The following is a 25559-nucleotide window of genomic DNA, read 5'->3' on the forward strand; positions in this document are numbered from 1 at the left end:
CCGATGGCCCGGTTGGCCGTGAATACGTATGCAGATCCGGCCATGGCAGCGGGGCCGCCGCTAAGCTTTGAGGGGTTCGTTCCAGCCCGCCCGCCGGCGGGCCCAGCAGCCCGGAGGGGGGCGCTCGATGTCGCAGAATCCATGGTGGCGCGGAGCCGTCATCTACCAGATCTATCCCCGCAGTTTCCTGGACGCCAACGGCGACGGGGTGGGCGACCTGCCCGGCATCATCGAGCGGCTGGACTACATTGCCGCCCTGGGCGTCGATGCGATCTGGATCTCGCCGTTCTTCAAATCGCCGATGGCCGACTTCGGCTATGACATCGCCGATTACCGCGATGTCGACCCGCTGTTCGGCACCCTGGACGACTTCGACCGCCTGCTGGCCAAGGCCCATGGGCTGGGTTTGAAGGTGATGATCGACCAGGTACTCAGCCATACCTCCATCGAGCACGCCTGGTTCCGTGAAAGCCGGCAGGACCGCACCAACCCCAAGGCCGACTGGTACGTGTGGGCCGACCCGCGCGAGGACGGTACCGCGCCGAACAACTGGATGTCGCTGTTCGGTGGCGTGGCCTGGCAGTGGGAACCACGCCGGGAACAGTACTTCCTGCACAATTTCCTGGCCGACCAGCCGGACCTGAACTTCCACAATCCGCAGGTGCAGCAGGCCACGCTGGACAACGTGCGCTTCTGGCTGGACCGCGGTGTGGACGGCTTCCGCCTGGATGCGATCAACTTCTGCTTCCATGACCGCCAGCTGCGCGACAACCCGCCCAAGCCGGCCGACAAGCGGGTGGGGCGTGGCTTCAGCCCGGACAACCCGTACGCCTACCAGTACCACTATTTCAACAACACCCAGCCGGAAAACCTGCCGTTCCTGGAACAGCTGCGCGCGCTGCTGGACGCGTACCCCGGCGCGGTGAGCCTGGGCGAGATCTCCTCGGAGGATTCGCTGGCCACCACCGCCGAATACACCAGCGCCGGCCGCCTGCACATGGGCTACAGCTTCGAGCTGCTGGTGGATGATTACAGCGCGGCCTACATCCGCGACACGGTCTCGCGCCTGGAAGCGGCGATGACCGAAGGCTGGCCGTGCTGGGCCATTTCCAACCACGACGTGGTGCGTGCGGTCACCCGCTGGGGCGGCGAGCCGGCCAACCCGCGCCTGGCCCGCATGCTGGTGGCGATGCTGTGCTCGCTGCGCGGTTCGATCTGCCTGTACCAGGGCGAGGAGCTGGGCCTGGGCGAGGCCGAGGTGCCGTTCGAGGCCCTGCAGGACCCCTACGGCATCACGTTCTGGCCGAACTTCAAGGGGCGTGATGGCTGCCGGACCCCGCTGCCGTGGACCGATGCGCCGCAGGCCGGCTTCACCGCCGGCCAGCCGTGGCTGCCGATCCCGGCCGAGCACCGGGCCCGCTCGGTGGCCACCCAGGCGGCCGATCCGGGCTCGGTTCTGGCCGCGTTCCGGGCCTTCCTGGCCTGGCGCCGTACCCAGCCGGTGCTGTTGCAGGGTACGATCAGGTTCCTGGACAGCGCCGAGCCGGTCCTGCTGTTTGAACGCACGCTGGGGGAACAGACCCTGCTGCTGGCGTTCAACCTGGCTGGCGAGAGCGTCCGCCACCGGCTGCCGGAAGGCCGCTGGGAGGCGGTAGCGGTACCCGGGCCGGATGCAGGCCACGCCGAAGCGGGCGAACTGCATCTGCCGGCCCATGCGGTGTACTGCGCGCGGCGCGTCTGACCTGTTTCTCCGGTGGCGGTACTTGCGGGGACGGGGCCGGAAGGCCCCGTCCCCTTTTTATGGGCGGCATTTGCCGGCGTTGGCCGGTGAAGCCCCATCCACGCATGGCGTGGATCTACAACGGCGTTCCCGGCCGCCACCCGGGATGATCCACGCCGCGCGTGGATGGCGGACCCCATCCCCACGCGACACGATGGGTCCACGCCATGCGTGGATGGCGCACCCCGTACCCGCGCGGCAGGGTTAATCCACGCCACGCGTGGATGGCGCACCCCATACCCGCGCGGCACGGTAGATCCACGCCATGCGTGGATGGCGCACCCCATCCACGCGCGACACGATGGATCCACGCCACGCGTGGATGGCGCACCCCATCCCCACGCGACACGATAGATCCACGCCGCGCGTGGATGGGGCACCCCATCCCCACGCGACACGATAGATCCACGCCGCGCGTGGATGGCGCACCCCATCCCCGCGCGGCACGGTAGATCCACGCCACGCGTGGATGGCGCACCTCATCCCTACGCGACACGATGGATCCACGCCATGCATGGATGGGCGCGCGCGGTGGCATGAAAAAACCCGCTGCACGCATGCAGCGGGTTTCCAGTGTTGCAGGACCGTGGCGGAGGCTCAGAACTTGTAGTTCACGCCCAGCATGTAGGTGCGGCCCCACTCGGTGTATTCCAGCGGGCGATCCTTGGTGCCGGCGTAGGTGCGGTACGGCTCGTTGGTCAGGTTGCTTCCCTGCAGCAGCAGGGTCAGCCCGCGCAGGCTGCTGCTGTCGCTGAAGGTGTAGCTGACCTGCGCATCGGTCACGTTCTCGCCCACCACGTAGCGCAGGGTGCGGTTGCCGTTGAAGTTGCCGATCTCACCGATGAAATCCGAGCGGCGGCGCTGGCTCACGCGCGCTTCGAAGCCGTTGCGCTCGTAGTAGGCGGTGAGGTTGAACACGCGCTTGGACAGCCCCGGCAGGCTGATCGGGCCGTCGCCCACGCTCGATGCGCTTTCCGGATCGCGGATCTGGATGTCGCTCTTGTTGAACGTGGCGCTGGCCTGCACACCGAAGCCACGCAGGCTGTCGGTGAGCATGTCCAGCGGCAGCGAGGCGGTCAGTTCCAGGCCCTTGAGCGTGCCGCCCTTGCCGTTTTCCGGAGTGGAGAACGTGCCGGTGGTCAGCAGCGGCGCGGTCATGCCCGGCGGAATGACATAGCTGCCGAGCAGGTTGCTGAAGTCGTAGTTGTCCACCGACTGGGTGTAGACGTAGCTCTTCAGGTCCTTGTAGAAGATCGCCGCGGCCACGTAGGCCTTCTCGCCGAAGTACTTCTCGTAGGACAGGTCCAGTGCGTTGGCCCGCCACGGATCCAGCAGCGGGTTGCCGCCGCTGCCGCCGGGCTTGCCGGTAGCGGTATCCACGCCGAATTCCAGGCCCGAACGCATCTGGTCCACGCGCGGCCGCGCGACCTGCTTGGCGGCGGCGAAGCGCAGCGTCTGCTGGTGCGGGAACATGAAGACCAGGTTCAGGCTCGGCAGCCAGTCGTTGTACTTCTTGCCGGCATCGATCGGCAGCACGTTCTGGCCGGCCGGGCGCGAGCTGTCGAAGTAGTTCGACTGCGAGCTCTGGTCGGCGTGCTGCATCTGCACGCCGATGTTGCCGCGCACGCCCACCACGCCCCATTCGGTATCGATGTTGGCGCGCACCCAGGCGGTGGTGATCTTTTCCTGCACCGTCCACGACTTGGGAATCAGGTAGTCCAGGTTGGTGACCGGGTTGAAGGTCATGTAGCGCTGCACGGCCGCCGGCACGTTCCAGGCCGGGATGTAGCCCAGGCCGGCGAAGCCGAGGTTGACCGGGTTGTACTGCAGGTCCTGGGCGATGTTGGCATCGCCCTGCGCGCCGAGCAGGATGTTGCCTTCGGCCTGGGTCTTCTGCTTGCGGCGGTCGGCGTAGTTCACGCCCACATCCAGCCCGGAGAACCACGGCAGCGCCTCGGGCATCGGCAGGGTAGCGGCCAGCTTGGCACTCTTCAGGCGGTCTTCCACCTGCGGCACCTTGCCGTAGCCGGAGCCGTAGATGGTGTTGGTCAGGAACAGCGCATCGGGATTGGAGTAATCACGCCCGGGGCTGATCTGCGAGAAGCCGTTCGGGTTGACCACCACGCCGATGGTGTCGAACTGCGGGCGCGGGGTCAGCTGCAGGTTGTTTTCCAGGTTCAGCTCGTCACGCGTGGCCTTGGAGTAGCTCAGGTCGGCCACCAGCTTGACCCGGTCGAAGTTGAGCTCGTTGTTCCAGCCGAAGGCGTCGATCTTGTCCTTGCGCTTGTTGTACATGCCCCGTACCAGCGGGTAGGCATTGTTCAACGTGCCGCCAGTGAAGGTGCCACTGGCATTGCGTCCGACATTGCTGAACACCGGCAGCTGCGCGTTGGGATTGTTGCTGTCTTCACCGTTGCCACTGAGGCTCAGCTCGAACTGGTTGGCGGTGTCGATCTGCTCGGCTTCGGTGTGGAACGCATCGAAGGTGCTGGTCCAGGTGTTGGACGGGCGGAACTGCACGGTGGCCATCACACCATCGCGCTTGTTGTTGCCGGTACGGCGCAGCGCCTTGATGCCATCGCTGAAGAACGTGCCCGGCGCAACACCGGGACGGGCGCCCTTGTCGGTGTTCTCGGTGCTCCACGGCTCGTACAGGCCGACCTGGTTTTCCTGGATCGGTGTGTCGCTGTGGGCATAGCCGATGGCAATGCCCAGGGTCTTGTCGAAGAACTGGTCGATGTAGCTGGCGCTGAAGCGGTTGCCGAACGCATCGGTGTTGGCGGCCTTGCCCAGCGAACTCTTCTGATAGCGGCCGCTGACGGCGATCACGCGCTCGGAATAGCTCAGCGGGCGTGCGGTCTGCATGTCGATGGTGCCCGACAGGCCCTGGCCGACCAGCGCGGCATCGGGGGTCTTGTACACGGTCACGCCGTTGACCAGTTCCGAGGGGTACTGGTCGAACTCCACGCTGCGGTTGTCACCGGTGCTGACCACTTCGCGGCCGTTGAGCAGGGTGGTGGCGAAATCCGGCGACAGGCCGCGCACGCTGATCACCTGGGCACGGCCGGCCACGCGCTGGGCGGCCAGGCCGGGCAGGCGGCCCAGCGATTCGGCGATGCTCACATCCGGCAGCTTGCCGATGTCCTCGGCCGAGATCGCCTCGACCACCGAGGTGGCGTCCTGCTTGATGGCGATGGCATTTTCGATGCCGCGGCGGATGCCGGTGACCTGCACCGTATCCAGGTTGACGGCGGCGCTGCCGGTCGGTGCCTGCGTGGCCGGGGCGGACTGGGCCGACGCCAGCGTCGGCGACAGGACGACGGCCAGCGCCAGGCTCAGCGCACTGCGCTTGTGGTTCAACATTTTCCCCTCCCAGGCAATGTTGCGGATCGATTCTGTGGTTGGCCCGGAGGACCCGGGAGCGTCGCGGCGAGGTGGCCGTTGACTGCGTGGCTATGGTAGGCAGCGCGTGTTCGGCGTGAATCACCCTGCATACGTATTCAATGGCGTGTGCAGGGTTGTAATCGATTCCAAGACAAGTGCCCGCATGCGCCTGGCGATGCCCGGCGCATGCAGGGCCTGTCTGTTCACTTCACCGGCGTGAAGCGGATGGCCTGGCCGCCGCCCGGCGCGAGCACCAGGTCCAGCCGGTCGGTACGGGTGACCTCGCGGGTTTCACGCGCGAAGGCGAACGGATTGCTGCGGAAATCCGCACCGGCCCCATCGCGGTAGATCTCCGCCCGGTAGCGCACGCCCGGTTCCAGGAAGCCCAGCGATACCGGCAGCACACGGCCGTGCTCATCGGTGATGCTGCCCAGGAACCAGTCGCGGCTGTGGCGGTCCTTGCGCACGATGGTCACGTAGTCGCCCACTTCGCCATCGAGCACACGGGTCTGTTCCCAGTCCACGGCCACGTCCTCGATGAAGCGGAACGCATCGCGGTGCTGCAGGTAGTGCTCGGGCAGGTCGGCGGCCATCTGGATCGGGCTGTAGATCACCACGTACAGCGCCAGCTGGCGTGCCAGCGTGCTGGGAATCGCCTGGCCGTGGCGGCCCTTCAGGCTGACGATGCCCGGGGTGTAGTCCATCGGCCCGGCCAGCATGCGGGTGAACACCAGGTTGACCTCATGCTCGGGCGGGTTCGGCGGCTGGCCCCAGGCGTTGTACTCCATGCCACGCGCGCCTTCGCGCGAGATCCAGTTGGGGTAGGTGCGGCGCAGGCCGGTGTCCTTGATCGGCTCGTGCGCGTTGACCGACAGGTGCCGGGCCGCGGCTTCCTGCACCACCTTCAGATGATGGCGGGCCATGAACTGGCCGTCATGCCACTCCCGCCACAGCGGGCCGCCAGCCGGATTGCGCCGGTCCACCTGGCCGTCATCGCAGACATAGCCGGTCTTGAACTGGTCCACGCCCAGCCGCGCGTACAGGTCCAGCGCAGCACCGAGCTGGTCTTCGTAATGCTCGATGGCACAGCCGGTTTCGTGGTGGCCGATCAGGTGCACGCCCTTCTTCGCGCCATAGGCGGACAGGGCTTCGATATCGAAGTCGGCGGTCGGCCGGGTGAAATCGAAGTCATAGCCGTTGCCGACCCAGTTGCCATCCCAGCCCGGGTTCCAGCCTTCCACCAGTACGCCACGGAAGCCGTGCGCGGCGGCGAAGTCGATCACCTTCTTCGTCTTGGCCGTGGTGGCCGCGTGGCGCGGGCCGGTGGCCCAGCTTTCCTGGTCCAGGTGCATCGACCACCACACGCCCAGGTATTTGGCCGGTTTCACCCAGCTCACATCGCCCAGCGCATTGGGTTCGTTGAGGTTGAGGATCAGGTCCGACTCGACCAGGCCGCCGGCGTGGTCGGCAATCTGCAGCGTGCGCCAGGGCGTGTTGAAGGGCAGGGTGCGGCGGACCTTCCAGCCTTCGGCCGAGGGCGAAAGCTGCGCGCGCAGGCGCTGGCCGTCCACGCGGCGCAGCCACATGCCGGCGTAGTCCACCAGCTCGGCCTCGTGGATGGCCACGTGCAGGCCGTCGTGGCTGCGCAGGGTCAGCGGCGTGTGTGCCAGCGGCACCTGGTCCAGCGGCGTGCGCTGGTACAGGTATTCGTAGTGGATCGGCTCGCCGGCCGGAATCCACCACGCGGTGGATTCGGGCGCGATGCTGAACTCGGTCAGTTCGTCATCGATGATCGCTTCGCGCAGGTTGGGCTGCTGCGGGAATTGGTAGCGGAAGCCCAAGCCGTCGTCGTACACGCGGAACACCACGTCCAGCCGACGCTGGCGGCCGGTGGTTTCGGCCAGGTGCACGGTCAGTTCGTTGAAGTGGTTGCGGGTAACGCGGCGCTCGCCCCAGGGCTGTTCCCAGGTGTCGTCCACGCTGCGGCGTTCCTGCCCGAGCACGCTGAAATCGCGGTCCAGGCGGCCATCGCGCAGCTGGAAGCCGAGCTTGGAATCGGCCACCACGGTCTCGCCCAGGCGCTGCACGCGGTAGCGCGCGGTACCGCCGTCCACGGCCAGGGTGACCTTGAGGATGCCGCCAGGCGATTCCACGCTGGCTTCGATCGGTGCGGCCAGCAGCGGCGCGGCCAGGGCCAGCAGCAACAGCCCGCACCAGCGTGCGGGCCCACGGACAACAGATGACAACGACAGCATTTCCCCTCCCAGGGCAGCCGGTAGCTGGCAGCGACCTTACCCAGCCTGCCGCCATGCCCGGCCATGAATACGTATGCAGGCAGACGCAGGCCGTCACGCCCCGTCTACCATGGCGGCAGGCACCTTGAGGGAGGGGCCGCGCGCGCAGGCCGGCGACGGCGCTGCGTAACCACAACGCGTGCAAAGAGGGAGGGAGGCCGACGGGCGCAAGCCGGTCCGCCGCTTCGATGCTGAAGATCATTTGCCTGACCGCTGCCCTCGGGGCAGCGCTGTGCTCGACCGCCGCGGCGGCCGGGCTTGAATTCAATGGCCGCCAGGCGCGTGCCGAAGCCACCGCCGACGGTTACCTGCTGCAGGCCGATGCGCGGCAGGTAAACATTGCCACCGGGCCGATGCGCAGCCAGACCGGCAGCGTGCTGTTCGATGCCCTGTTCGCGCTGGCCCAGCAGGACCTGGACCAGGACCGCGTCGATGCCATCCGCGATCCCTCCTTCGACGAAGGCCGCCCGGTGCCGTGCGAGTGCTTCCAGACCGGCACGCGCTGGCCCTACGTGTGGACGCGCGACATGAGTTTCGCCGCCGATCTGGCGCTGGCCCGGCTGGACCCGCAGCGCACCCGGCAGTCGCTGCAGTTCAAGCTGTCGGCTGCGCGCGATGGCCACACCCCCGGCCTGTTCGTGGCCCAGGACACCGGCTCCGGTGGCAGCTGGCCGATCAGCAGCGACCGCGTGGTGTGGTTCCTGGCGGCCCGCGACCTGCTCGATGACCGCGCCTTCGCCGACCAGGTCTGGCAGGCGCTGCAGGGCACGCTGGCGCAGGACCGCGCGCGGGTGTTCGATCCGGTGATGGGCCTGTATCGCGGCGAAACCTCTTTCCTGGACTGGCGTGAGCAGACCTACCCGGACTGGACGCGCGAGGACGTGCGCTTCATCGGTGATTCTTTCGCCCTGTCCACCAACGTGCTGCATTACCAGGCCCTGCGCCTGGCGCAGCGCCTGGCCAGCGAACGCGGCGATGCCCGCGCCACGCAGTACCAGGCCTGGGCCGATGCCCTGGCGCCGCGCATCGATGCCGCATTCTGGCGCGAGGATGCCGGCCAGTACATGAGCTACATCGGCGAAACGGCGCATCCGGTGCCCTACGCCAAGTACGACCTGCTGGGCCTGTCGCTGGGCATCCTGGCCGACGTGCTGCCCAGCGGACGTGCGCAGCGTGCGCTGGCCGGCTATCCCGCCAGTGCCGCCGGCAGTCCGGTGGTGTGGCCGCAGGAAGCGCAGCAGCCGATCTACCACAACCGCGCCATCTGGCCGTTCGTCAGTGCCTATGCCCTGCGCGCCGCGCGCCAGCTGGATGACGCGCCACGCATCGCGCTGGAAATCCGTTCGCTGATGCGTGGGGCGGCGCTGGCGGGTTCCAACATGGAAAACTACGAGCTGGTCAGCCAGGCCGTGCACGTGGACGAGGGCCCGCTGAGCGGGCCGGTGGTCAATTCCGAGCGGCAGCTGTGGTCGGTGGCCGGGTATCTGTCGATGGTGATCGAAGGCGTGTTCGGCGTGCAGGCCGATGGCCAGGTCGTGCCCAAGCTGCCCACCGCGCTGGTGCCGGACCTGTTTGGCGCCAGCCGGCGCATCGAACTGTTCGATGGCCATACCCGTTATGTGCTGGAGCGCCCGGCGCAGGTGCACGGCGCGCTGCTGGTGGCAGGCAAGGTGGAGCGCCGCGCGGGGCAGGTGACGGTGCAACTGGTGCCGGCCGCTGCCGTGGCGGCCGCGCCGGTTGCCGCACTGGGCGATGCCAATGCACGCGCGCCAACCACGCCGGCCGCACCCATCGCCACGCCGGGCAAGGACGGTTGGACCGTTGCCGTGCCGGCGGGGCAGGTGCTGTGGCGCGATGGCCGCGCGCTGGCGGCGCAGGCCGGCGTAGCGCAGGTGCCGGCCGATGGCCTGCAGCACTGCCTGAGCCTGACCCGTCGCGAGGGCACGCTGGAATCGCTGCACAGCCCGACCGTCTGCGTCGGGCCGCAGCAGCAGTTGCCCGGCAGCACGCAGTGGCAGTGGACGGCGGCCAAGGCCGGCAGCGTGCGCGTGCGCCTGCGCTATGACAATCCCAACGGGCCGATCAACACCGGCGTGACCGCTGCCGTGAAGGACCTGGTGCTGCGCTGTGCCGGCCAGCCCGAACAGCGCCGCACGGTGGCCCTGCCGCACAGCGTGGCAGTACAGGCATCGACCTCGGCCGATTTCACCGTGGCGGCGGGCCGCTGCGAACTGGTGCTGCAGGACGGCTTCAACATGAGCGGCCTGCAGCACTTCGCCCAGTACACCGGTGGCAAGGGCGGCCGTTCCGGCGTGCTCAACGCCGCCAACGTGCACGCGCTGCTGGTGGCCCCGGTGGCCGCGCCGGAGGCCGCACCATGAGCCGTCCGTCCAAGCCGCAGCTGTCGTTCTGGCAGATCTGGAACATGTGCTTCGGCTTCCTCGGCATCCAGTTCGGGTTTGCCCTGCAGAACGCCAATGCCAGCCGTATCTTCGAGACCCTGGGGGCCTCGATGGACGCAGTGCCGGGGCTGTGGATCGCCGCGCCGCTGACCGGCCTGCTGGTGCAGCCGGTGATCGGCTACCTGTCCGACCGCACCTGGACGCGTTGGGGCCGTCGCCGGCCGTTCTTCATGATCGGCGCGGTGCTGACCACGCTGGCGCTGCTGGTGATGCCCAACTCGCCTACGCTGTGGATCGCCGCCGGCACGCTGTGGGTGCTGGATGCCTCCATCAACGTTTCGATGGAGCCGTTCCGCGCCTTCGTCGGCGACCAGCTGGCACCGCGCCAGCGCCCGACCGGCTATGCGATGCAGAGCTTCTTCATCGGCGTCGGTGCGATCATCGCCAGCTTCCTGCCCTTCATCCTGGCCCACCTCGGCGTGGCCAACACCGCGGCCGCCGGTGAAGTGCCCGACACGGTACGCTACGCCTTCTACTTCGGTGCGGTGGTGCTGCTGGTGGCGATCAGCTGGACGGTGTTCAGCACCCGCGAGTATTCGCCGGCCGAACTGGCCAGCTTCGACGATGCCGAACCGGCGCACGCGCAGGCGGCCGCGCCGCTGGCCGGTCCCGCGCCCTGGGTGCAGGTGGGCCTGTGGCTGGCCGTGGGCGTGGTCCTGGCCACGCTGATCGCCTGGCGCCAGGGCGACAGGATGCTGTACGTACTGGCCGGCCTGTGCGCGGGCTACGGCCTGCTGCTGGCCCTGGCGCGGGTGCTGCCCGGCACGCACATGCTGGCGGCCATCGTCGCCGACCTGCGGGCCATGCCCACCACCATGCGGCGGCTGGCCTGGGTGCAGTTCTTCTCGTGGTTCGCCCTGTTCGCGATGTGGATCTACACCACCGCTGCCGTGGCGGGCACCCATTTCGGTTCGACCGATCCGGCCTCGGCCGCGTACAACGAAGGGGCCAACTGGGTGGGTGTGCTGTTCGGTGCCTACAACGGGTTCGCCGCGCTGGCCGCGCTGCTGATCCCGCTGATGGTGCGCGCGATCGGCCTGCGCTGGAGCCACCTGGTCAACCTGTGGCTGGGCGGCGCCGGCCTGGTCTCGCTGATGTTCATCGACGATCCGCGCTGGCTGCTGCTGTCGATGGTCGGGGTGGGCTTTGCCTGGGCATCGATCCTGTCGCTGCCGTATGCCCTGCTGTCCGACAGCGTGCCCGCGTCCAAGATGGGCGTGTACATGGGCATCTTCAATTTCTTCATCGTGATCCCGCAGCTGGTCGCGGCCAGTGCGCTCGGTTTTGCCCTGCGCGCATGGCTGGGTGGCCAGCCGATGCACGTGCTCGTGCTCGGTGGGTGCAGCCTGGTCGTGGCCGGGCTGTGCGTGCTGCGGGTTCCGTCCCGTCCGGAGGTGGTGTGATGCGTGGTGCCCTGGCTGTTGCTGTTTCCCTTGCGTTGTTCGCTGGCCAGGCGCTGGCCACGCCACGCCCGGAGTACGTGGGCACCACCGAACCGTTCGCCAGCGATGCGGTGTACTTCGTGGTGACCGACCGCTTCGTCAACGGCGACCCGTCCAACGACCATCGCGACCAGGGCGGCAAACACCCGACCTTCGATATTCCGGTGCCGTGCCCGGACAAGATCGACGGCAACATCGGCTACCTCGGTGGCGACTTCAAGGGCGTGCTGGACAATGCCGCCTACATCCGCAACCTGGGGTTCGGCGCGGTGTGGATCACACCCATCGTCGACAATCCCGATGAGGCGTTCACCGGCAGCAAGCCGATCAGCTGCAGCAGCACGCTGACCGACCGCGGCAAGACCGGCTACCACGGTTACTGGGGTGTCAATTTCTACCGGCTGGACGAACACCTGCCGAGCAAGGACCTGGACTTCGCCGGCCTGAACAAGGGCCTGCACGCAGCTGGCCTGAAGGTGGTGCTGGACATCGTCGGCAACCACGGCTCGCCGGCCTGGACCATGCCGGAGCGGCAGCCGCAGTTCGGGCAGATTTTCGACAAGGACGGCACGCTGATCGCCGACCACCAGAACCTGCCCCCGCAGCAGCTGGACCCCAAGCACAACCCGCTGCATGCGTTCTACAACAGCATCGGCCCGGTCGACGCGGACAAGGGCTCGATCTTCGATGGCAACCTGGCCGAACTGTCCGACTTCAACCAGGACAATCCAGCGGTGATGGACTACCTGGTCGGTGCGTACCTGCAGTGGATCGGGCAGGGCGTGGACGCGCTGCGCATCGACACCATCGCCTGGCTGCCGCACCCGTGGTGGCACCAGTTCGTCAACCGCATCCGTGCCGCGCACCCGGGCATGTTCATGTTCGGCGAAGCGTTCGACTATGACGCCGCGCGTATTGCCGAACATACCTGGCCGGCCAATGCCAATGTCAGCGTGCTGGATTTCCCGCTGCGCGGCGCGCTGGAGCAGACCTTCGGCACCGCCGGCAAGGGCTTTGAAACCCTGGCCGAGCCGCTGCATCTGACTGGCGGGCCGTATGCCAACCCGTACGAGCTGATGAGCTTCTACGATAACCACGACATGCCGCGCCTGCAGGCCAGCGACAACGGCTTCATCGACGCGCACAACTGGCTGTTCACTGCGCGTGGCATTCCGGTGGTCTATTACGGGTCGGAAACCGGCTTCATGCGTGGCCGTGCCGAACATGCCGGCAACCGCGCCTACTTCGGCCAGCCGCGCGTGGATGCAGCACCGCAGAGCCCGATCTTCGCCCCGCTGCAGCGTATCGCCCGCCTGCGCGAGGCGACCCCGGCACTGCAGCGCGGCCTGCAGGTGAACGAGCGCCTGCAGGGTGATACGGCGGTATTCTTCCGCGTGCTGCAGCAGGGTGGGGTCAACCAGACCGCGCTGGTGCTGTTGAACAAGGGCGATGCAGCGCAGACGATCAGCGTGTCGCGTTACCTGCAGCCGGGTACCTGGCGCGATGCGCTGGGCGGTGGCACGGTGGCGGTGAAGCGCGCGCTGCAGGCCGAGGTGCCGGCGCACGGGGTGAAGGTCTATCTGCTTGATGCGCCGGTGCAGCAGGCCGCGCTGCAGGCGGAACTGGACGCGGCCATGGCCGACCAGAAGGCACGGGACCAGCGGCTGAAGCGCTGACCCCGGGAGCCTGCCGGGGGCGCGATACACTATCGCCCCCCTCTGGTACCGCCGACCGATGACCGACCTTGCCCCGCAGACCCCGATCGAAACCCTGCTCAAGGCGGCCATGGACGGGGCCGTGCCGATCAAGGCGTTCATGGAAGCCTTCGTGGCCTCGGACGTGGTGCTGCTTGCCGGCAGCCTGGTCACGCCCGACGGCAGCGGCTTCGATCCGCTGCTGTTCGACAAGCAGGGCACCCTGCATGTGGCGGTGTTCACCGATCCATCGCGCGTGGGCATCCACCACCAGCAGGCCCCGCACCAGATCCGCTGGCTGATGCTGGACGTGCTGCGGCGCGTGCCGGGCGGCTATGGCGTGGTGGTCAACCCGGGGACCGCGCTGGGCTTCGAGATTTCCCCGGCCGGTGTGGGTGAGATCCTGAAGGATTTCGCCCAGGGATGAAGCGGCCGTGGTTCATCCACGCATGGCGTGGATCTACCGCTGTATTGGGATCGCGCCCTCCAGGACGCTGCCCGGAAAGGATTTCGTCATGACCCACTACGAACGTACGGTGTCCCAGCACAAGCGTCTGGCCGCGGTGTGGCTGGTGACCGGCGTCGGTCTTGCAATGGTGCTGAGCATGGTGCTTGGCTTCGGGTTCGGTCGGGATGACACGCCCGCACCACTGCTCGCCTGGGTGGGCAGCTGGGGCGCGGCCTACCATCTGTATTGGCTGGCACGGCTGCAGGGGCGGCGCGGGTGGCGCTACGCAGCCCTGGCGGCGTTGGGCCCGGTGCCCGCATTTGCCGTCTACGGTTGGCTTCACTACGCGCTTGATGCGTAGTCATCCACGCATGGCACATGCCGTTCGGCGTGACGCCTTGCTGTAGATCCACGCCATGCGTGGATGGAGCCGCCATCGTTCGCAGGCTGGCGCCGATGGGAATCCTCCCGCTGATGGATTGCCCCTTTTGCTCGTCATGTGCAACCCGGCGCGACGTCGGGCTGGGCCTGGGTGATGACTGCGAGTTATCCGCGCCATGGCGGCACGCCGCATCCACCTGAGGAGATAGCAGGGGTGTCCTGCGTTGGAGGGCGGCGACCCAGCGCCGCCGCCCTCCGCTGCCTCAAGGTACAACCAGTAGCAGCTGCCAGCACAGCAACGGGCCATCGTCGGCATCGATGCGCTGGCCGGTGACCACGAACCCATTGCCGCGCAGGACCGCCTGCGAGGCGAGGTTGGTCACGGCGGTTTCAGCCGTCAGCCGCTGCACGCGCGGGTCGTGCAGCGCCCACTGCACCAGCTCGGCCAGTGCCTGGCGGGCCAGGCCACGGCCCTGCCAGGCCGGGGCAATGCCATAGCCGATGTCCAGCGCGCCGGCCTCGGGGGCACGGGTGAGCGAGAACAGGCCGACCGGCTGGCCCGCCTCGATCACCTGCCACGCGGCAGGGGTGAAGCCGGCTTCGATGCGTTCGGCCAGATCGGCCAGCATCGCCAGCACCGGCGGTGGTGCAATGGCATCATCGGCCGCACTGGGGCGCAGCAGCAGCGCGCGCACAGCGTGCGCGGAAACAGGAACAAGCATGGGAACCTCGACAGGGAGTTCGCCCGGAACGGGCAAGACCGGTGCGAGGAGGACACGGGCAGGCGTCAGCGCGGACGCAGCCTGCCAGTCGTCGCCGTCACCGGTGCGGTAGGTCGAGCGCTGGCGGAGGACAAAGGCCTTCTCCCGGAAGGTAGGTGCGATGCGGTGCGGGTGGCCGCCCGGTGATGACCGGCGACAGGGTGAGCATAGCCGAGCCCGGCCCGGTGCGTGCAGCGGCCCGGCCTCCATCCACGCCATGCGTGGATGAGCGCCATCCTGGTGCGTGCCCCGTCCCACGGGTACCGGAATCTCCGGCATCATCGGCGGCAGGGCAGGCCATGGGAGCACGACATGCAGGGAACCACGCGAGTGCCGGATGATTTTGAGGCCCGCATCCGCGTGCTGTCGCGCGCCGAGGGAGGCCGACAAAGTCCGCCACGCAATGGCATCCGTTGGGATTTCGCCTATGCCAGCGAAAAGGGCGGACTGGCGCTTTTCATGATCTGGCCGCTGTTCCTGGGGCAGGATGGCCAGCCGCTACCGGACGGGGATGAGTTGCCGGTGGGGCCTTGGCTGCAGGCACGGATGACGATCGTGAACGATGCGCTTCGGGTGAGCGAGCATCGTGCACGTATCTCTGAAGGTGTGTGTTTTCATTGCCACGAAGGCCCGCACGTGGTCGCGGTGGGTGAGGTGACCCGGGTGACAGGGCTGCACCGTGATCGCAGCGCACCCGTGCCACGCTGAGCCCGGCCCGGTGGGTGCAGCGGCCCGGCTCCCATCCACGCATGGCGTGGATCTACATCCTCACGCCATGCATGGACGATGCCGTGGAGGTAAATCCACGCCATGCGTGGATGATGCGGCCGTGTAGCTCCACGCCATGCGTGGATGATGCCGCCGTGTAGATCCACGCCATGCGTGGATAGCAGCGCTCAACCGCGCAACGACGATTCGCGCACCACCAGCTTCACTGGAATGCTCTGGCTGTCCACCGGCTGCCCGCCGATCAGCGCCAGCAGCCGTTCCACCAGCAGCTGGCCGGCCTGTTTGGTGTCCTGCTGCACGGTAGTCAGTGGTGGCGAGACCGAGGCGGCCAGCGGGATGTCATCGAAGCCGGCCACCGCCACGTCCTGCGGCACCCGCAGCCCGCGTGCACGCAGGGCGCGCACCGCGCCGATGGCGATCAGGTCGCTGGCGGCGAAGATCGCATCGACCGCTTCGCCTCGCGCCAGCAGGGCCTCGCAGGCCTGCTGCCCTTCGGCCTCGGTGGTGATGGCATCGTGCTGCAGGGCCGGTTCGGCCACCTGCCCGTGCGCACGCAGGGCCTCGACATGCCCGCGGTAGCGTTCTTCGAATTCGGGGTAATGGCTGGACGCATGGCCGAGGAAGGCGATGCGCCGGCAGCCCTGCTGTAGCAGGTGGGTGGTGATGTCGAAGCCACCCTGGAAGTTGTCACTGCCGATCGACACGCCGGGCTGGCCGGGCAGGGCCGCCCCCCAGCGCACGAAGTGGGTGCCCTGTTCGACCAGGCGCTGCAGGCGCCCGCGCGATTCGTGGTAGTCGCCGTAGCCGAGCAGGATGATGCCGTCGGCCTTGTTGCTGTCCTCGTAGTCGGCCTGCCAGTCGGTGGACAGCTGCTGGAAGGACACCAGCAGGTCCTGCCCGTGCAGCGCGCAGGCACGGGTGATCGAGCCCAGCATCGAGTGGAAGAAGGGGTTGATCAGCGAATCGTCATTGGTGGGGTCTTCGAAGAACAGCAGGGCCAGCGTGCCGGCATTGCGCAGGCGCAGGCTGGAGGCGTTCTTGTCGACTTTGTAGTTCAGTTCGCGGGCGATGCGCAGGATGCGCTCGCGGGTCTCGGCGTTGACCATCGGGCTGCCGCGCAGGGCACGCGACACCGTGGGCTGGGACACCCCGGCCAGGTGGGCGATGTCCAGGGAGGTGGCTTTGCCTTTGATGGTCATGGCAGGGCGGGGAAAGCGGCAACGACGACCCGCATCATGCCATGGGCGGCGCGCAGGCGGTCTGCCTGCGCCCGGCCCCGCCGGCCTGCCCGGCCACCTGCGGCCCGGCCCGGCGGGGGACTGCCGGCAGCAGCCCCCCGACGGCCCCGCTCAGAACTGTGTGCGCAGGGTCAGCAGATAGCTGCGCGGCGTGCCGTAGAAGTTGCCCCCGGTGGCGTAGCCGACGGTCTGGTAATAGACCTTGTCGAAGAGGTTGTCGACGTTCACCGTCGCCGTCCAGCGCGGGCTGATCTGGTACTGCGCCATCGCGTTCCAGACCGCATGGCCGGGCTGGCTGAAGTTGTAGGTGCCCAGGGCGTTCCAGTCGGCGTCGTACAGGGTGTCGGTGACGTACTGGCGGCTCTGCACGTTCACGCTGCCGCCCACTTTCCAGCGCGACAGCGCACCGTCCAGCGTGTAGGACGTGGACAGCTTGAACAGGTGGCGCGGGGTGATGGTGCTGAACAGTGTGCGGGTGGATTCGTCGCGGGTGCGGGTGAAGGTGTAGCCGGCCGCCAGCTGCAGGCGCGGCAGCACTTCGCCACTGAGTTCGGCGTCGAAGCCACGGCTGGTCACCTTGCCCTGCGGCAGGTAGCAGCAGTTGCCCGACCATTCCTGGCGGCTGGTGGGGTAGCGGGGGTCCACCACGGCGCTGCCGGTGCGCGCCACGTTGAACACGCTGAAGGTGGCATTGGCGCGGCCTTCCCACAGTTCCCCCTTCAGCCCGGCTTCGTAGCTCTTGCCTTCCACCGGGTCCAGTGACGTGCCCGGCGGCGGGCCGGCCTTGGACAGGGCCTGCGGCTTGAGGATGGAGGCGTAGCTGAGGTACGCCGTCCACTGGTCGTTGAGGTCGTACATCACCCCGCCATAGGGCGTGGTGCGCGAGGGCTCGCGGAAGCGGCTGCCCGAAGTCAGCGTCCAGTTGCCATTGCCCGCCAGCGACTCGTACACCTGGTTGAACGCATAGCGCGACACGCGCGCGCCGAGGATCACATGCAGGCGGTCGGCCGGGTGCAGGCGCAGGACGCCGTAGGCCCCCTTCTGCGTCTGGCCCCACGGGTTGTAGCGGCGCGAGGGCGGGTTGGCCGGTGCCGGGTTCCAGGCGCCAGGATGGGCCAGGTCGATGTCCTGCACGCCGGTCGGGGTGGGGGAATAGCCCACGTTCCAGAGGCTTTCGATTTCCTGCCGGTCCACGCCCAGCAGGAATTCATGGGTACGCCCGGCCACGGTGAACGCGCCGGACAGGCTGGCATCGGCCAGGGTCTGCTCGTTCTCGTACAGGTAATGGCCGCCGCCGTACCAGGCCACGCCCTTGCCGGTGGCCTTGTCCAGCGCGCCGTAGCCGAAGGCGGTGGTGCCGTTGTAGTCGGACGTGGAGCGCATCACGTTGAGCTTGAGCTTCCAGTGGTTGTCGAACTCGTGCGCCAGCGCGCCGAACAGTTCGGTGGTGCGGCTCTGTGCGGTCGACCACGGCTGGGTCAGGCTGGTGTGGCGGGGCAGGCCGATGTCGCTGCCATCGCTGTAGCGCGGCACATCACCGCCGCCCACGCCACGGCTGTCGACGATGGCGCGGCTGGCCCCGACGGTCAGCAGGGTGCGCGGCGTCAGGTCGGCCTCCAGCACGGCATAGCCCTGCGGCGCGCGCTGGTGGCGGATGTCCACGAAGTAGTCGGTGTCCAGGTAGGACAGCACCGCACGGCCGCGGATGCGTCCGTCCAGCCCCAGCGGCCCGGTGGCATCGAGCATGGTCTTGCTGTGGTTCCAGCTGCCGACCTGCTGTTCGATGATGAAGCGCGCGGTGGGCAGCGGCTTCTTGCGCACCACGTTGATGATGCCGCCCGGGTCGCCCACGCCGCCGAGCAGGCCCGAGGCACCGCGCATGACTTCCACGCGGTCGTAGAAATCCATGTTCTGGTTGACGTTGTAGGTGTAGCTGGCGATGTTCAGCGGTGCGCCGCCATCGACCTGCATGCTGTCGATCTGGAACCCGCGCGAATAGAAGTAGTTCGAATCGAAGTTCAGCTGGCTGCTGGTGATGCCGGGGGTGATCGCCAGCGCATCGCGGATGTCCACGCTGCCGTGGTCGTCGAGCTGCTGGCGGGTGATGACCGAGACCGACTGCGGAATCTCGCGGAACGACTGGTCACTCTTGGAGGCGATCGAGGTCACCCGGCTGGTGTACGAGCGTGCGTCCTCGGTGGTGCCATCGGCGGCGCGGCGCGCCATCACCTGGATGGTGGCCAGGGTCATCGCCTCGTTGCCTGCCGCCTTGGACGCGGCAGGTGCGGCCTGCAGCACGTAGCTGCCGCCACGGCCACCCACCACCGCCAGCCCGGAACCGGCCAGCAGCTGCGCGAAGCCTTCCTGCACGCTGTACTGGCCTTTCAGCCCACTGCTGGTCCGGCCCTGCAGCAGGGCTGGCGGCATGGTGATGCTGACCCCGGCGCGCGCGGCGAAATCACCCAGGGCCAGGTCCAGCGGGCCGGCACCGATGTCATAGCTGCGGCGCGTGCTGTCCGCAGCCATGGCCTGCGGGGCCGGGGCGCCAGCGGCCTGCACGGCGGGGATGCCGGCCATCGCCACCAGCGCGCAGCGCACCATCAGCACGAGGGGGGCCGGCGCCAGGGCGCGCGGCAGCGAGGGGCGGGGGGACCAACGGGGCATGCGGATCGTTCCTTCCTGCGGGGCAGTGATTGGGGTCTCGCTACCTTTCACACGCGAAGCGGCAGGAAGGGACAGGCGATATGCACCCGAAGGGACGCGTTACCGCGCCGGCGTGGTCACCGTCACCCAGTAGGGCGTGTGGTAGACCACGCGCACCGCCAGCGCCTGCGGCAGGCTGTCCAGCAGCGGGGTGGTGTCGGCCAGCTGGAACACGCCGGAAATGCGCAGGCCGGCCACGGCCGGGTCGCAGCGCAGCACGCCGGGCCGGTAGCGGCCGAGCTCGGCCAGGAACGCGCCCAGGCGCATGTCGCGCGCGTACAGCACGCCCCGGGTCCAGTCGTCCACGTGCGGATCGGCCGGGGCCGGCGGCTGGATCGTGGTGGTGGACATCGCCGCCTGCTGGTTGGCCTGCAGTACCTGCGCGGCGCCGCTGGTGCGTGCGCGTACCGCCACGGCGCCTTCCAGCACGGCCACATGGGTCAGTGCCGGCTGCTGGCGCACGATGAAATGGGTGCCGAGCGCACGCAGGTGTCCTTCTGCCGTGCTGACCACGAACGGGCGCGCGCGCGGTTGCGGGTCCGGTGCCGTCCAGATCGCGACCGCGCCCTCGCGCAGCCGTACCAGCCGGGCCTCATCGTTGAAGTGGATGTCCACGGCACTGGCGGTGTCCAGCTGCAGGCGCGTGCCGTCCTCCAGCTGCACGGTGCGGCCTTCGCCGGTGGCGGTGCGGTGGTCGGCCAGCCAGGTCGGGGCGGGCGCATAGCGCCACGCCAGCCAGGCCGCCGGCCCGGTGGAGATCACCACCGCCAGGGTCTTCAGTGCAGCCCGGCGGCGCGCGGCCGGCCGGTCGAGCACCGGCATCGCCAGCGCCGCCGGCAGCGCGCCCAGCGTCTGGCTCAGCTGCTGCGCGCGCTGCCACGCGCGTTCGTGTTCCGGATGGGCCCGGCGCCACTGCTGGCAGCGCTCCTGGTCGCGCGCGCTGGCGTCACCGTCGCGCAGCCGCAGGAACCACTCGGCGGCCTGCAGGGCGATGGATTCGCTGATCCGCGCCGGGCCTGCACCGGCGGTGCCGCTCATGGTGCAACCATGATGCAGCGGGCCAGTGCCTGTGCGATGTGGCGCTTGACCGTGCGCACGTTCACGCCCAGGCGCTGGGCGATGGTGGCCTGGTCCAACCCTTCGATCTGGAACAGCAGGAAGGCGCGACGGACCTCCGGGCGCAGGCCATCGAGCATCGCATCGATGTCCTGCAGCGCCTGCAGCACGATCGCGTGCTGTTCCGATGAGGGCGCCTGCGCTTCAGGCAGGCGTGCCAGCGCATCCAGGTAGGCCTGTTCCAGCGCGCGGCGGCGGTACAGGTTGGCCAGCAGGCGCTTGGCCACCAGGGTGAGGTAGGCGCGCGGCTCCTGCAGCGACCAGCCGGCCTGTTTTTCGCTGTTTGCCTCCGGCGCGGTGATCAGCCTGACGAAGGTGTCCTGGGCCAGGTCGGCGGCATCGAAGGCATTGCCCAGCTTGCGGGCCAGCCAGCGCACCAGCCAGCCATGGTGGTCGCGATACAGCGACTGCACGCCCTCGTCGGGCGCGGCAGCAGGGCGGGGCAGGGTGGACAGGCCGTTGCTCGGGGACATGCAGTGGGAGCCCTTCCGCGTCCTGCGGCCGGTGGAGAGATGAGTCAGGGAATGAGATCCATTCTCATTGATGGGCGCGCCGATTGCAACGCGGGGCGGGCGACGACCGTCGTGCCGCCATAAAGCGCGACGGCCTGCGCAGGGAGGGCGCCGGGCGATAGCAGCGGCGCGTGGTCGATGGGGTATGCATTCTTCCTAAGCTATTGAAATGCAAGAGGCTGTGTGGATTCTGGTCGGGCTGTTATGATGGTCTGCCTTCACCCACATCCCTTGCTGGAAGTGGTGGACCCGTGCCATCGCAGGCCGGTCGGACGACGCGCAAGGCGTTCGGCCACCGCCATCGGCCTTTGCCACGTTTCACCCACTTTTGGCACACAGCAGGAAGAGCAACCCTATGGCGCGTGGCATCAACAAAGTCATCCTGGTCGGCAATCTCGGCAACGACCCGGACGTGAAGTACACCCAGGGTGGCATGGCGATCACCCGCATCAGCCTGGCCACCACCAGCGTCCGCAAGGACAAGGACGGCAACCAGCAGGAACGCACCGAATGGCACCGCGTGGTGTTCTTCGGCAAGCTGGGCGAAATCGCCGGCGAATACCTGCGCAAGGGCAGCTCGGTCTACGTCGAAGGCAGCCTGCGCTACGACAAGTACACCGGCCAGGACGGCGTGGAGAAGTACTCCACCGACATCATCGCCGACGAAATGCAGATGCTGGGCGGCCGCGGTGAAGGCGGTGGCGGTGGCGGTGGCGGTAACTACGGTGACCGTCCGCAGCGCCAGCAGGCCCCGCGCCAGGAGTACGGCGGTGGCGGCGGCCAGCGTGGCGGCCAGGGCGGTGGTTACGGCAACCAGGGCGGTGGCAACCAGGGCGGCTATGGCAACCAGGGTGGCAACCAGCGCCCGCAGCCGCAGCAGGCGCCGCCGATGGACGACTTTGCTGACGACGATATTCCGTTCTGATTCCGCCAGGCTCGAGCCTGCACAGAACCCCGGCATGCCCCAGCGCCTGCCGGGGTTTTTTGTTGTGGCGTGGGCGCACATGACGCCCTCCCGCCTTGCCTGCATGGCGCTGCTGCTGATTCCCGGTGGCTGCGGCGATGCCGGCATTCCAGCCGTTGATCGGCAACGACGCGGACGTCGGGCCGCGCTGGCACCCGCACCTGCGCGCGCTGGCCGGGGCCGATAGGGAACGGTCGACGCCCTGAGCCCAACGCTGCCTGCGCTTCCCACGCTGCTGATGTGCTGCACACCTGCACCTGCCCAACGGTGAGGGGGCCGGCATCGGTCTTTCCGTTGTGCCCCGCAGCATCTTTTTTCGTGCACCGCGGCTTGCAAAAAAACGAATTCCTCCCGTATGGTGCAATCGATTGCATTGCGGCGAATCATCAGGGTTTGATACCGGTTGGGAGGCCGGTACGTGGATGTCCATCGATTCGATCGGACCGGCGCCTGCGCCGGGGTTCACGCGGCGCGATGCGCTGCGCCTTGCGGTTGCCGGGAGCGTTGGCCTGGGCGCGGCGGGCGTCCTGCCCGCGTTCGCTGCCGAGGCCCCGCTCAAGGGCACGCTGAAGCATTCCGTGGCCCGCTGGACGTTTCCGCAGCTGTCGGTGGCCCAGCTCTGCCAGACGGTGAAGGGCATTGGCTTTGCCGCCATCGATCTGGTCGGGCCGGCCGACTGGCCCACGCTCAAGGCCCACGGTGTCTACAGTTCGATGTGCAACGGCGCCGAGCTGGGGCTGACCAAAGGGTTTGCCGGCCGCCAGTTCCACGATGAACTGTTCACGCGCTACATGCGCCACATCGACCTGGTGGCCGACGCCGGCTATCGCAACCTCATCTGCTTTTCCGGCAACCGCGATGGCATGGACCCGCAGCAGGGCATGGCCCATGCCGAAGCCGGGATCAAGCGCATCCTCGGCCATGCCGAAAAGCGCGGCGTGGTGCTGGTGATGGAGCTGCTGAACTCCAAGGTCGATCATCACGACTACCTGTGCGACCACTCCGCGTGGGGCGTGGAGCTGTGCCAGCGGATCGGCTCGGATCACTTCGGCCTGCTCTACGACATCTACCACATGCAGATCATGGAAGGCGACATCATCGCCACCATCGGCAAGCATCATGCGTGCTTCAAGCACTACCACACCGCGGGCGTGCCTGGCCGACACGAGATCGGCGACCAGCAGGAACTGCACTATCCCGCCATCTGTCGCGCGATCCGCGACACCGGTTTCGATGGGTATCTGGCGCAGGAATTCATGCCTGCGGCACCGGACCCCATCGGCTCGCTGCGCGAGGCGATCCGCCTCTGCGATGTCTGAAACGATATCCACCCAGGTGAAGTAGAACCCATGGCAGATAATCACTACGACGCGATCGTCGTCGGCTCGGGAATCAGTGGCGGTTGGGCGGCAAAGGAACTGACCGAGAAGGGTCTGAAGGTGCTGATGCTGGAACGCGGACGCAACATCGAGCACGTCAAGGACTACGTCAATGCGATGAAGGAGGCGTGGGATTTCCCGCACCGCAACCGGCCCACGCAGGCGATGAAGGCCGCCTATCCGGTGTTGATGCGCGACTACGGCCTGGTGGAGAACCTGCAGGGCATGTGGGCCGACGAGAAGGAATCGCCGTACATCGAGACCAAGCGCTTCGACTGGTTCCGCGGCTATCACGTGGGCGGGCGTTCGCTGCTGTGGGGGCGGCAGAGCTACCGGCTGTCGGACCTGGATTTCCAGGCGAACCTCAAGGACGGCATCGCCACCGATTGGCCGATCCGCTACGCCGACATCGCGCCCTGGTATGACCACGTGGAGAAGTTCGCCGGCATCGCCGGTACGCGCGAGGGGCTGGATGTGCTGCCGGATGGCGAGTTCCTGCCGCCGATCCCGCTGAACATCGTCGAGAAGGACGTGGCCGCGCGCATCAAGAAAGCTTTTGGCGGCACGCGGCACATGATCCACTCGCGCACGGCCAACATCACCCAGCCCAAGCCCGAGCAGGGCCGCGTCAACTGCCAGTACCGCAACAAATGCATCCTGGGCTGTCCCTTCGGCGCCTATTTCTCGACCCAGGCGGCAACGCTGCCGGCGGCGATGAAGACCGGCAACCTGACGCTGCGGCCGTTCTCGATCGTCAAGGAAGTGCTCTACGACAAGGACCGCAAGCGGGCACGCGGCGTGGAGATCATCGATGCCGAAACCGGCCAGACCTACCAGTACACGGCCAACGTGATCTTCCTCAACGCCTCGGCCTTCAACTCGACCTGGCTGCTGATGAACTCGGCCACCGATGTCTGGGAGGGCGGGCTGGGCTCGTCGTCCGGTGAGCTGGGGCACAACGTGATGGACCATCACTTCGGCGCCGGTGCCTCCGGCCGGGTCGAGGGCTACGACGACAAGTACTACTTCGGGCGCCGTCCCTGTGGCTTCTACGTGCCGCGCTTCCGCAACGTGGCCGCGGACAAGCGGGGCTACCTGCGCGGGTTCGGCTACCAGGGCAGTGCCAGCCGCACCGGCTGGTCGCGCGAGATCGCCGAGCTGAGCATCGGTGCCGACCTGAAGGAGGCGCTCACCCAGCCGGGCGACTGGCAGATCGGCATGACCGGGTTCGGCGAAATGCTGCCCCACCACGACAACACGATCCGCCTGGACCGGCACGTCAAGGACAAATGGGGGTTGCCGGTACTGGCGATGGATGTTTCCCTGCGCGCCAACGAGAAGGCCATGCGCAAGGACATGGCCGCCGATGCCGCCGAGATGCTTGAGGCCGCCGGGGTGAAGGACGTGAAGATGCACGACAACGACTACGCCCCGGGCAAGGGCATCCATGAAATGGGAACCGCGCGCATGGGCCGTGACCGCCGCACCTCGGTGTTGAACCAGCACAACCAGCTGTGGGATGCGCCCAATGTCTATGTCACCGATGGCGCCTGCATGACCTCCAGCGCGTGCGTGAACCCGTCGCTGACCTACATGGCGCTGACCGCGCGGGCGGCCGACCACGCCGTGCGCGAACTGAAAGCGGGGAACCTGTGATGGAACGCCGCGAACTGCTGAAGATGATCGTCGCTGCCACCGGTGCGGCGATGATAGGCCTGCCGCTCCCAGGGCAGGCGCAGGCCCCGGCCCCGGCGCCGGTTGCGGGGGCTGCGCCGCTGTTCACCGCTGCCGACATCGTCATGCTGGATGAGATTGCCGAGACCATCCTGCCGCGCACCGGCACGCCGGGTGCCAAGGACACCGCTGCCGGGCAGTTCATGGCGCAGTTCGTCAGCGCCTGCTACACCGCCCAGCAGCAGGCGACGTTCCGTGCCGGCCTGGCCGACATCGACGCGCGCGCCGGCGGCCGCTTCGTATCCCTCACACCGCAGGCCCGCACCGCGCTGCTGCGCACGCTGGATACAGAGGCCAGGGCGCGCAGCGTCGAGGTGAACGAAACCGGCACCACCGCGTCGGCCAAGGCGGCACCGCACTACTTCACGATGATCAAGCAGCTGACCATCTTCGGTTTCTTCACCTCCAAGGTCGGTGCGACCGAGGTGCTGAAGTACGTGGCCGTACCCGGCCGCTACGACGGCGATCTTGCCTATGCGCCGGGTACGCCTGCCTGGGCGACCAGCTGATGGACCGCCCCTCTTCGCTGATGCCTCAC

Annotated in this window: 18 protein-coding genes; 11 read left to right on the forward strand and 7 right to left on the reverse strand. The window is 67.8% G+C overall.

Annotated features, from left to right (window positions below; all coding sequences use genetic code 11):
• The first annotated feature begins 127 nt into the window (after window positions 1–127).
• The gene (locus Q9R17_RS13365; RefSeq protein ID WP_308155093.1) at window positions 128–1741 is read left to right on the forward strand and encodes an alpha-glucosidase; all 1614 of its coding nucleotides are present in this window, start codon (window positions 128–130) and stop codon (window positions 1739–1741) included.
• Window positions 1742–2377: 636 nt separating this feature from the next.
• On the opposite strand, the gene Q9R17_RS13370 is transcribed toward Q9R17_RS13365, so the two are convergent.
• On the reverse strand, window positions 2378–5143 hold the full coding sequence (locus Q9R17_RS13370; RefSeq protein WP_308155094.1) for a TonB-dependent receptor: 2766 nt from the start codon (window positions 5141–5143) through the stop codon (window positions 2378–2380).
• A 224-nt stretch (window positions 5144–5367) separates the two neighbouring features.
• Entirely contained in the window at window positions 5368–7419 is a 2052-nt protein-coding gene (locus tag Q9R17_RS13375) for a glycoside hydrolase family 97 protein (protein ID WP_308155095.1), read from the reverse strand.
• Window positions 7420–7646: 227 nt separating this feature from the next.
• On the opposite strand from Q9R17_RS13375, the gene Q9R17_RS13380 reads away from it, so the two are divergent.
• The 5 genes from Q9R17_RS13380 to Q9R17_RS13400 all read left to right on the forward strand — a co-directional run bounded on the left by Q9R17_RS13380 (window position 7647) and on the right by Q9R17_RS13400 (window position 13865).
• The gene (locus Q9R17_RS13380) at window positions 7647–9839 is read left to right on the forward strand and encodes a Six-hairpin glycosidase-like protein (RefSeq protein ID WP_308155096.1); all 2193 of its coding nucleotides are present in this window, start codon (window positions 7647–7649) and stop codon (window positions 9837–9839) included.
• Complete coding sequence (locus tag Q9R17_RS13385; protein WP_308155097.1) at window positions 9836–11323, forward strand: MFS transporter; 1488 nt, start codon at window positions 9836–9838, stop codon at window positions 11321–11323. Before Q9R17_RS13380 ends, Q9R17_RS13385 begins: the two co-directional genes overlap by 4 nt.
• Window positions 11323–13038, forward strand: coding sequence for an alpha-amylase family glycosyl hydrolase (locus Q9R17_RS13390; RefSeq protein ID WP_308155098.1), 1716 nt, complete (start codon window positions 11323–11325; stop codon window positions 13036–13038). The genes Q9R17_RS13385 and Q9R17_RS13390 overlap by 1 nt, the downstream gene beginning before the upstream one ends.
• Window positions 13039–13096: 58 nt before the next feature.
• Window positions 13097–13483 (forward strand): SseB family protein, encoded by a 387-nt coding sequence (locus Q9R17_RS13395; protein ID WP_308155099.1) that lies wholly within the window; start codon window positions 13097–13099, stop codon window positions 13481–13483.
• A gap of 88 nt (window positions 13484–13571) precedes the next feature.
• Window positions 13572–13865: a hypothetical protein gene (locus tag Q9R17_RS13400; protein ID WP_308155100.1), complete on the forward strand. Its 294-nt coding sequence runs from the start codon at window positions 13572–13574 to the stop codon at window positions 13863–13865.
• 283 nt (window positions 13866–14148) lie between these two features.
• Here the strand turns inward: Q9R17_RS13400 and Q9R17_RS13405 are convergent, their stop codons facing one another.
• The gene (locus Q9R17_RS13405; RefSeq protein WP_308155101.1) at window positions 14149–14607 is read right to left on the reverse strand and encodes a GNAT family N-acetyltransferase; all 459 of its coding nucleotides are present in this window, start codon (window positions 14605–14607) and stop codon (window positions 14149–14151) included.
• 351 nt (window positions 14608–14958) lie between these two features.
• On the opposite strand from Q9R17_RS13405, the gene Q9R17_RS13410 reads away from it, so the two are divergent.
• The gene (locus tag Q9R17_RS13410; RefSeq protein ID WP_308155102.1) at window positions 14959–15354 is read left to right on the forward strand and encodes a hypothetical protein; all 396 of its coding nucleotides are present in this window, start codon (window positions 14959–14961) and stop codon (window positions 15352–15354) included.
• Between the two features lie 188 nt (window positions 15355–15542).
• On the opposite strand, the gene Q9R17_RS13415 is transcribed toward Q9R17_RS13410, so the two are convergent.
• From Q9R17_RS13415 to Q9R17_RS13430, 4 genes are all read right to left on the reverse strand, one after another.
• The gene (locus tag Q9R17_RS13415; RefSeq protein WP_308155103.1) at window positions 15543–16574 is read right to left on the reverse strand and encodes a LacI family DNA-binding transcriptional regulator; all 1032 of its coding nucleotides are present in this window, start codon (window positions 16572–16574) and stop codon (window positions 15543–15545) included.
• A 150-nt stretch (window positions 16575–16724) separates the two neighbouring features.
• Window positions 16725–19277: a TonB-dependent receptor gene (locus Q9R17_RS13420; RefSeq protein WP_308155104.1), complete on the reverse strand. Its 2553-nt coding sequence runs from the start codon at window positions 19275–19277 to the stop codon at window positions 16725–16727.
• Window positions 19278–19376: 99 nt separating this feature from the next.
• The gene (locus Q9R17_RS13425) at window positions 19377–20354 is read right to left on the reverse strand and encodes a FecR domain-containing protein (protein ID WP_308155105.1); all 978 of its coding nucleotides are present in this window, start codon (window positions 20352–20354) and stop codon (window positions 19377–19379) included.
• On the reverse strand, window positions 20351–20905 hold the full coding sequence (locus tag Q9R17_RS13430; RefSeq protein WP_308155106.1) for a sigma-70 family RNA polymerase sigma factor: 555 nt from the start codon (window positions 20903–20905) through the stop codon (window positions 20351–20353). The genes Q9R17_RS13425 and Q9R17_RS13430 overlap by 4 nt, the downstream gene beginning before the upstream one ends.
• A 394-nt stretch (window positions 20906–21299) precedes the next feature.
• Here Q9R17_RS13430 and Q9R17_RS13435 point away from each other — a divergent pair, with 394 nt between their 5' ends.
• The 4 genes from Q9R17_RS13435 (at window position 21300) to Q9R17_RS13450 (ending at window position 25530) form a co-directional block, all read left to right on the forward strand.
• The gene (locus Q9R17_RS13435) at window positions 21300–21869 is read left to right on the forward strand and encodes a single-stranded DNA-binding protein (RefSeq protein ID WP_308155107.1); all 570 of its coding nucleotides are present in this window, start codon (window positions 21300–21302) and stop codon (window positions 21867–21869) included.
• A gap of 461 nt (window positions 21870–22330) precedes the next feature.
• On the forward strand, window positions 22331–23227 hold the full coding sequence (locus tag Q9R17_RS13440) for a TIM barrel protein (RefSeq protein ID WP_308158343.1): 897 nt from the start codon (window positions 22331–22333) through the stop codon (window positions 23225–23227).
• Window positions 23228–23257: 30 nt separating this feature from the next.
• Entirely contained in the window at window positions 23258–24943 is a 1686-nt protein-coding gene (locus Q9R17_RS13445; RefSeq protein ID WP_308155108.1) for a GMC family oxidoreductase, read from the forward strand.
• A complete protein-coding gene (locus Q9R17_RS13450) occupies window positions 24943–25530 on the forward strand; it encodes a gluconate 2-dehydrogenase subunit 3 family protein (RefSeq protein ID WP_308155109.1) in 588 nt (195 codons plus the stop codon). The genes Q9R17_RS13445 and Q9R17_RS13450 overlap by 1 nt, the downstream gene beginning before the upstream one ends.
• Window positions 25531–25559: the final 29 nt, after the last annotated feature.

It is taken from the genome of Stenotrophomonas sp. 24(2023), assembly GCF_030913365.1.
In the GTDB taxonomy this organism is placed as follows: domain Bacteria; phylum Pseudomonadota; class Gammaproteobacteria; order Xanthomonadales; family Xanthomonadaceae; genus Stenotrophomonas.

Excerpts from the sequence above, each read along its gene's own strand:
- Q9R17_RS13410 (WP_308155102.1), top strand. The coding sequence starts at position 14,959 with ATGCAGGGAACCACGCGAGTGCCGGATGATTTTGAGGCCCGCATCCGC.
- Q9R17_RS13415 (WP_308155103.1), bottom strand. The coding sequence starts at position 16,574 with ATGACCATCAAAGGCAAAGCCACCTCCCTGGACATCGCCCACCTGGCC.
- Q9R17_RS13430 (WP_308155106.1), bottom strand. The coding sequence starts at position 20,905 with ATGTCCCCGAGCAACGGCCTGTCCACCCTGCCCCGCCCTGCTGCCGCG.
- Q9R17_RS13425 (WP_308155105.1), bottom strand. The coding sequence starts at position 20,354 with ATGAGCGGCACCGCCGGTGCAGGCCCGGCGCGGATCAGCGAATCCATC.
- Q9R17_RS13370 (WP_308155094.1), bottom strand. The coding sequence starts at position 5,143 with ATGTTGAACCACAAGCGCAGTGCGCTGAGCCTGGCGCTGGCCGTCGTC.
- Q9R17_RS13385 (WP_308155097.1), top strand. The coding sequence starts at position 9,836 with ATGAGCCGTCCGTCCAAGCCGCAGCTGTCGTTCTGGCAGATCTGGAAC.
- Q9R17_RS13390 (WP_308155098.1), top strand. The coding sequence starts at position 11,323 with ATGCGTGGTGCCCTGGCTGTTGCTGTTTCCCTTGCGTTGTTCGCTGGC.
- Q9R17_RS13445 (WP_308155108.1), top strand. The coding sequence starts at position 23,258 with ATGGCAGATAATCACTACGACGCGATCGTCGTCGGCTCGGGAATCAGT.
- Q9R17_RS13395 (WP_308155099.1), top strand. The coding sequence starts at position 13,097 with ATGACCGACCTTGCCCCGCAGACCCCGATCGAAACCCTGCTCAAGGCG.
- Q9R17_RS13420 (WP_308155104.1), bottom strand. The coding sequence starts at position 19,277 with ATGCCCCGTTGGTCCCCCCGCCCCTCGCTGCCGCGCGCCCTGGCGCCG.
- Q9R17_RS13365 (WP_308155093.1), top strand. The coding sequence starts at position 128 with ATGTCGCAGAATCCATGGTGGCGCGGAGCCGTCATCTACCAGATCTAT.
- Q9R17_RS13405 (WP_308155101.1), bottom strand. The coding sequence starts at position 14,607 with ATGCTTGTTCCTGTTTCCGCGCACGCTGTGCGCGCGCTGCTGCTGCGC.
- Q9R17_RS13380 (WP_308155096.1), top strand. The coding sequence starts at position 7,647 with ATGCTGAAGATCATTTGCCTGACCGCTGCCCTCGGGGCAGCGCTGTGC.
- Q9R17_RS13435 (WP_308155107.1), top strand. The coding sequence starts at position 21,300 with ATGGCGCGTGGCATCAACAAAGTCATCCTGGTCGGCAATCTCGGCAAC.
- Q9R17_RS13450 (WP_308155109.1), top strand. The coding sequence starts at position 24,943 with ATGGAACGCCGCGAACTGCTGAAGATGATCGTCGCTGCCACCGGTGCG.
- Q9R17_RS13400 (WP_308155100.1), top strand. The coding sequence starts at position 13,572 with ATGACCCACTACGAACGTACGGTGTCCCAGCACAAGCGTCTGGCCGCG.
- Q9R17_RS13440 (WP_308158343.1), top strand. The coding sequence starts at position 22,331 with ATGTCCATCGATTCGATCGGACCGGCGCCTGCGCCGGGGTTCACGCGG.
- Q9R17_RS13375 (WP_308155095.1), bottom strand. The coding sequence starts at position 7,419 with ATGCTGTCGTTGTCATCTGTTGTCCGTGGGCCCGCACGCTGGTGCGGG.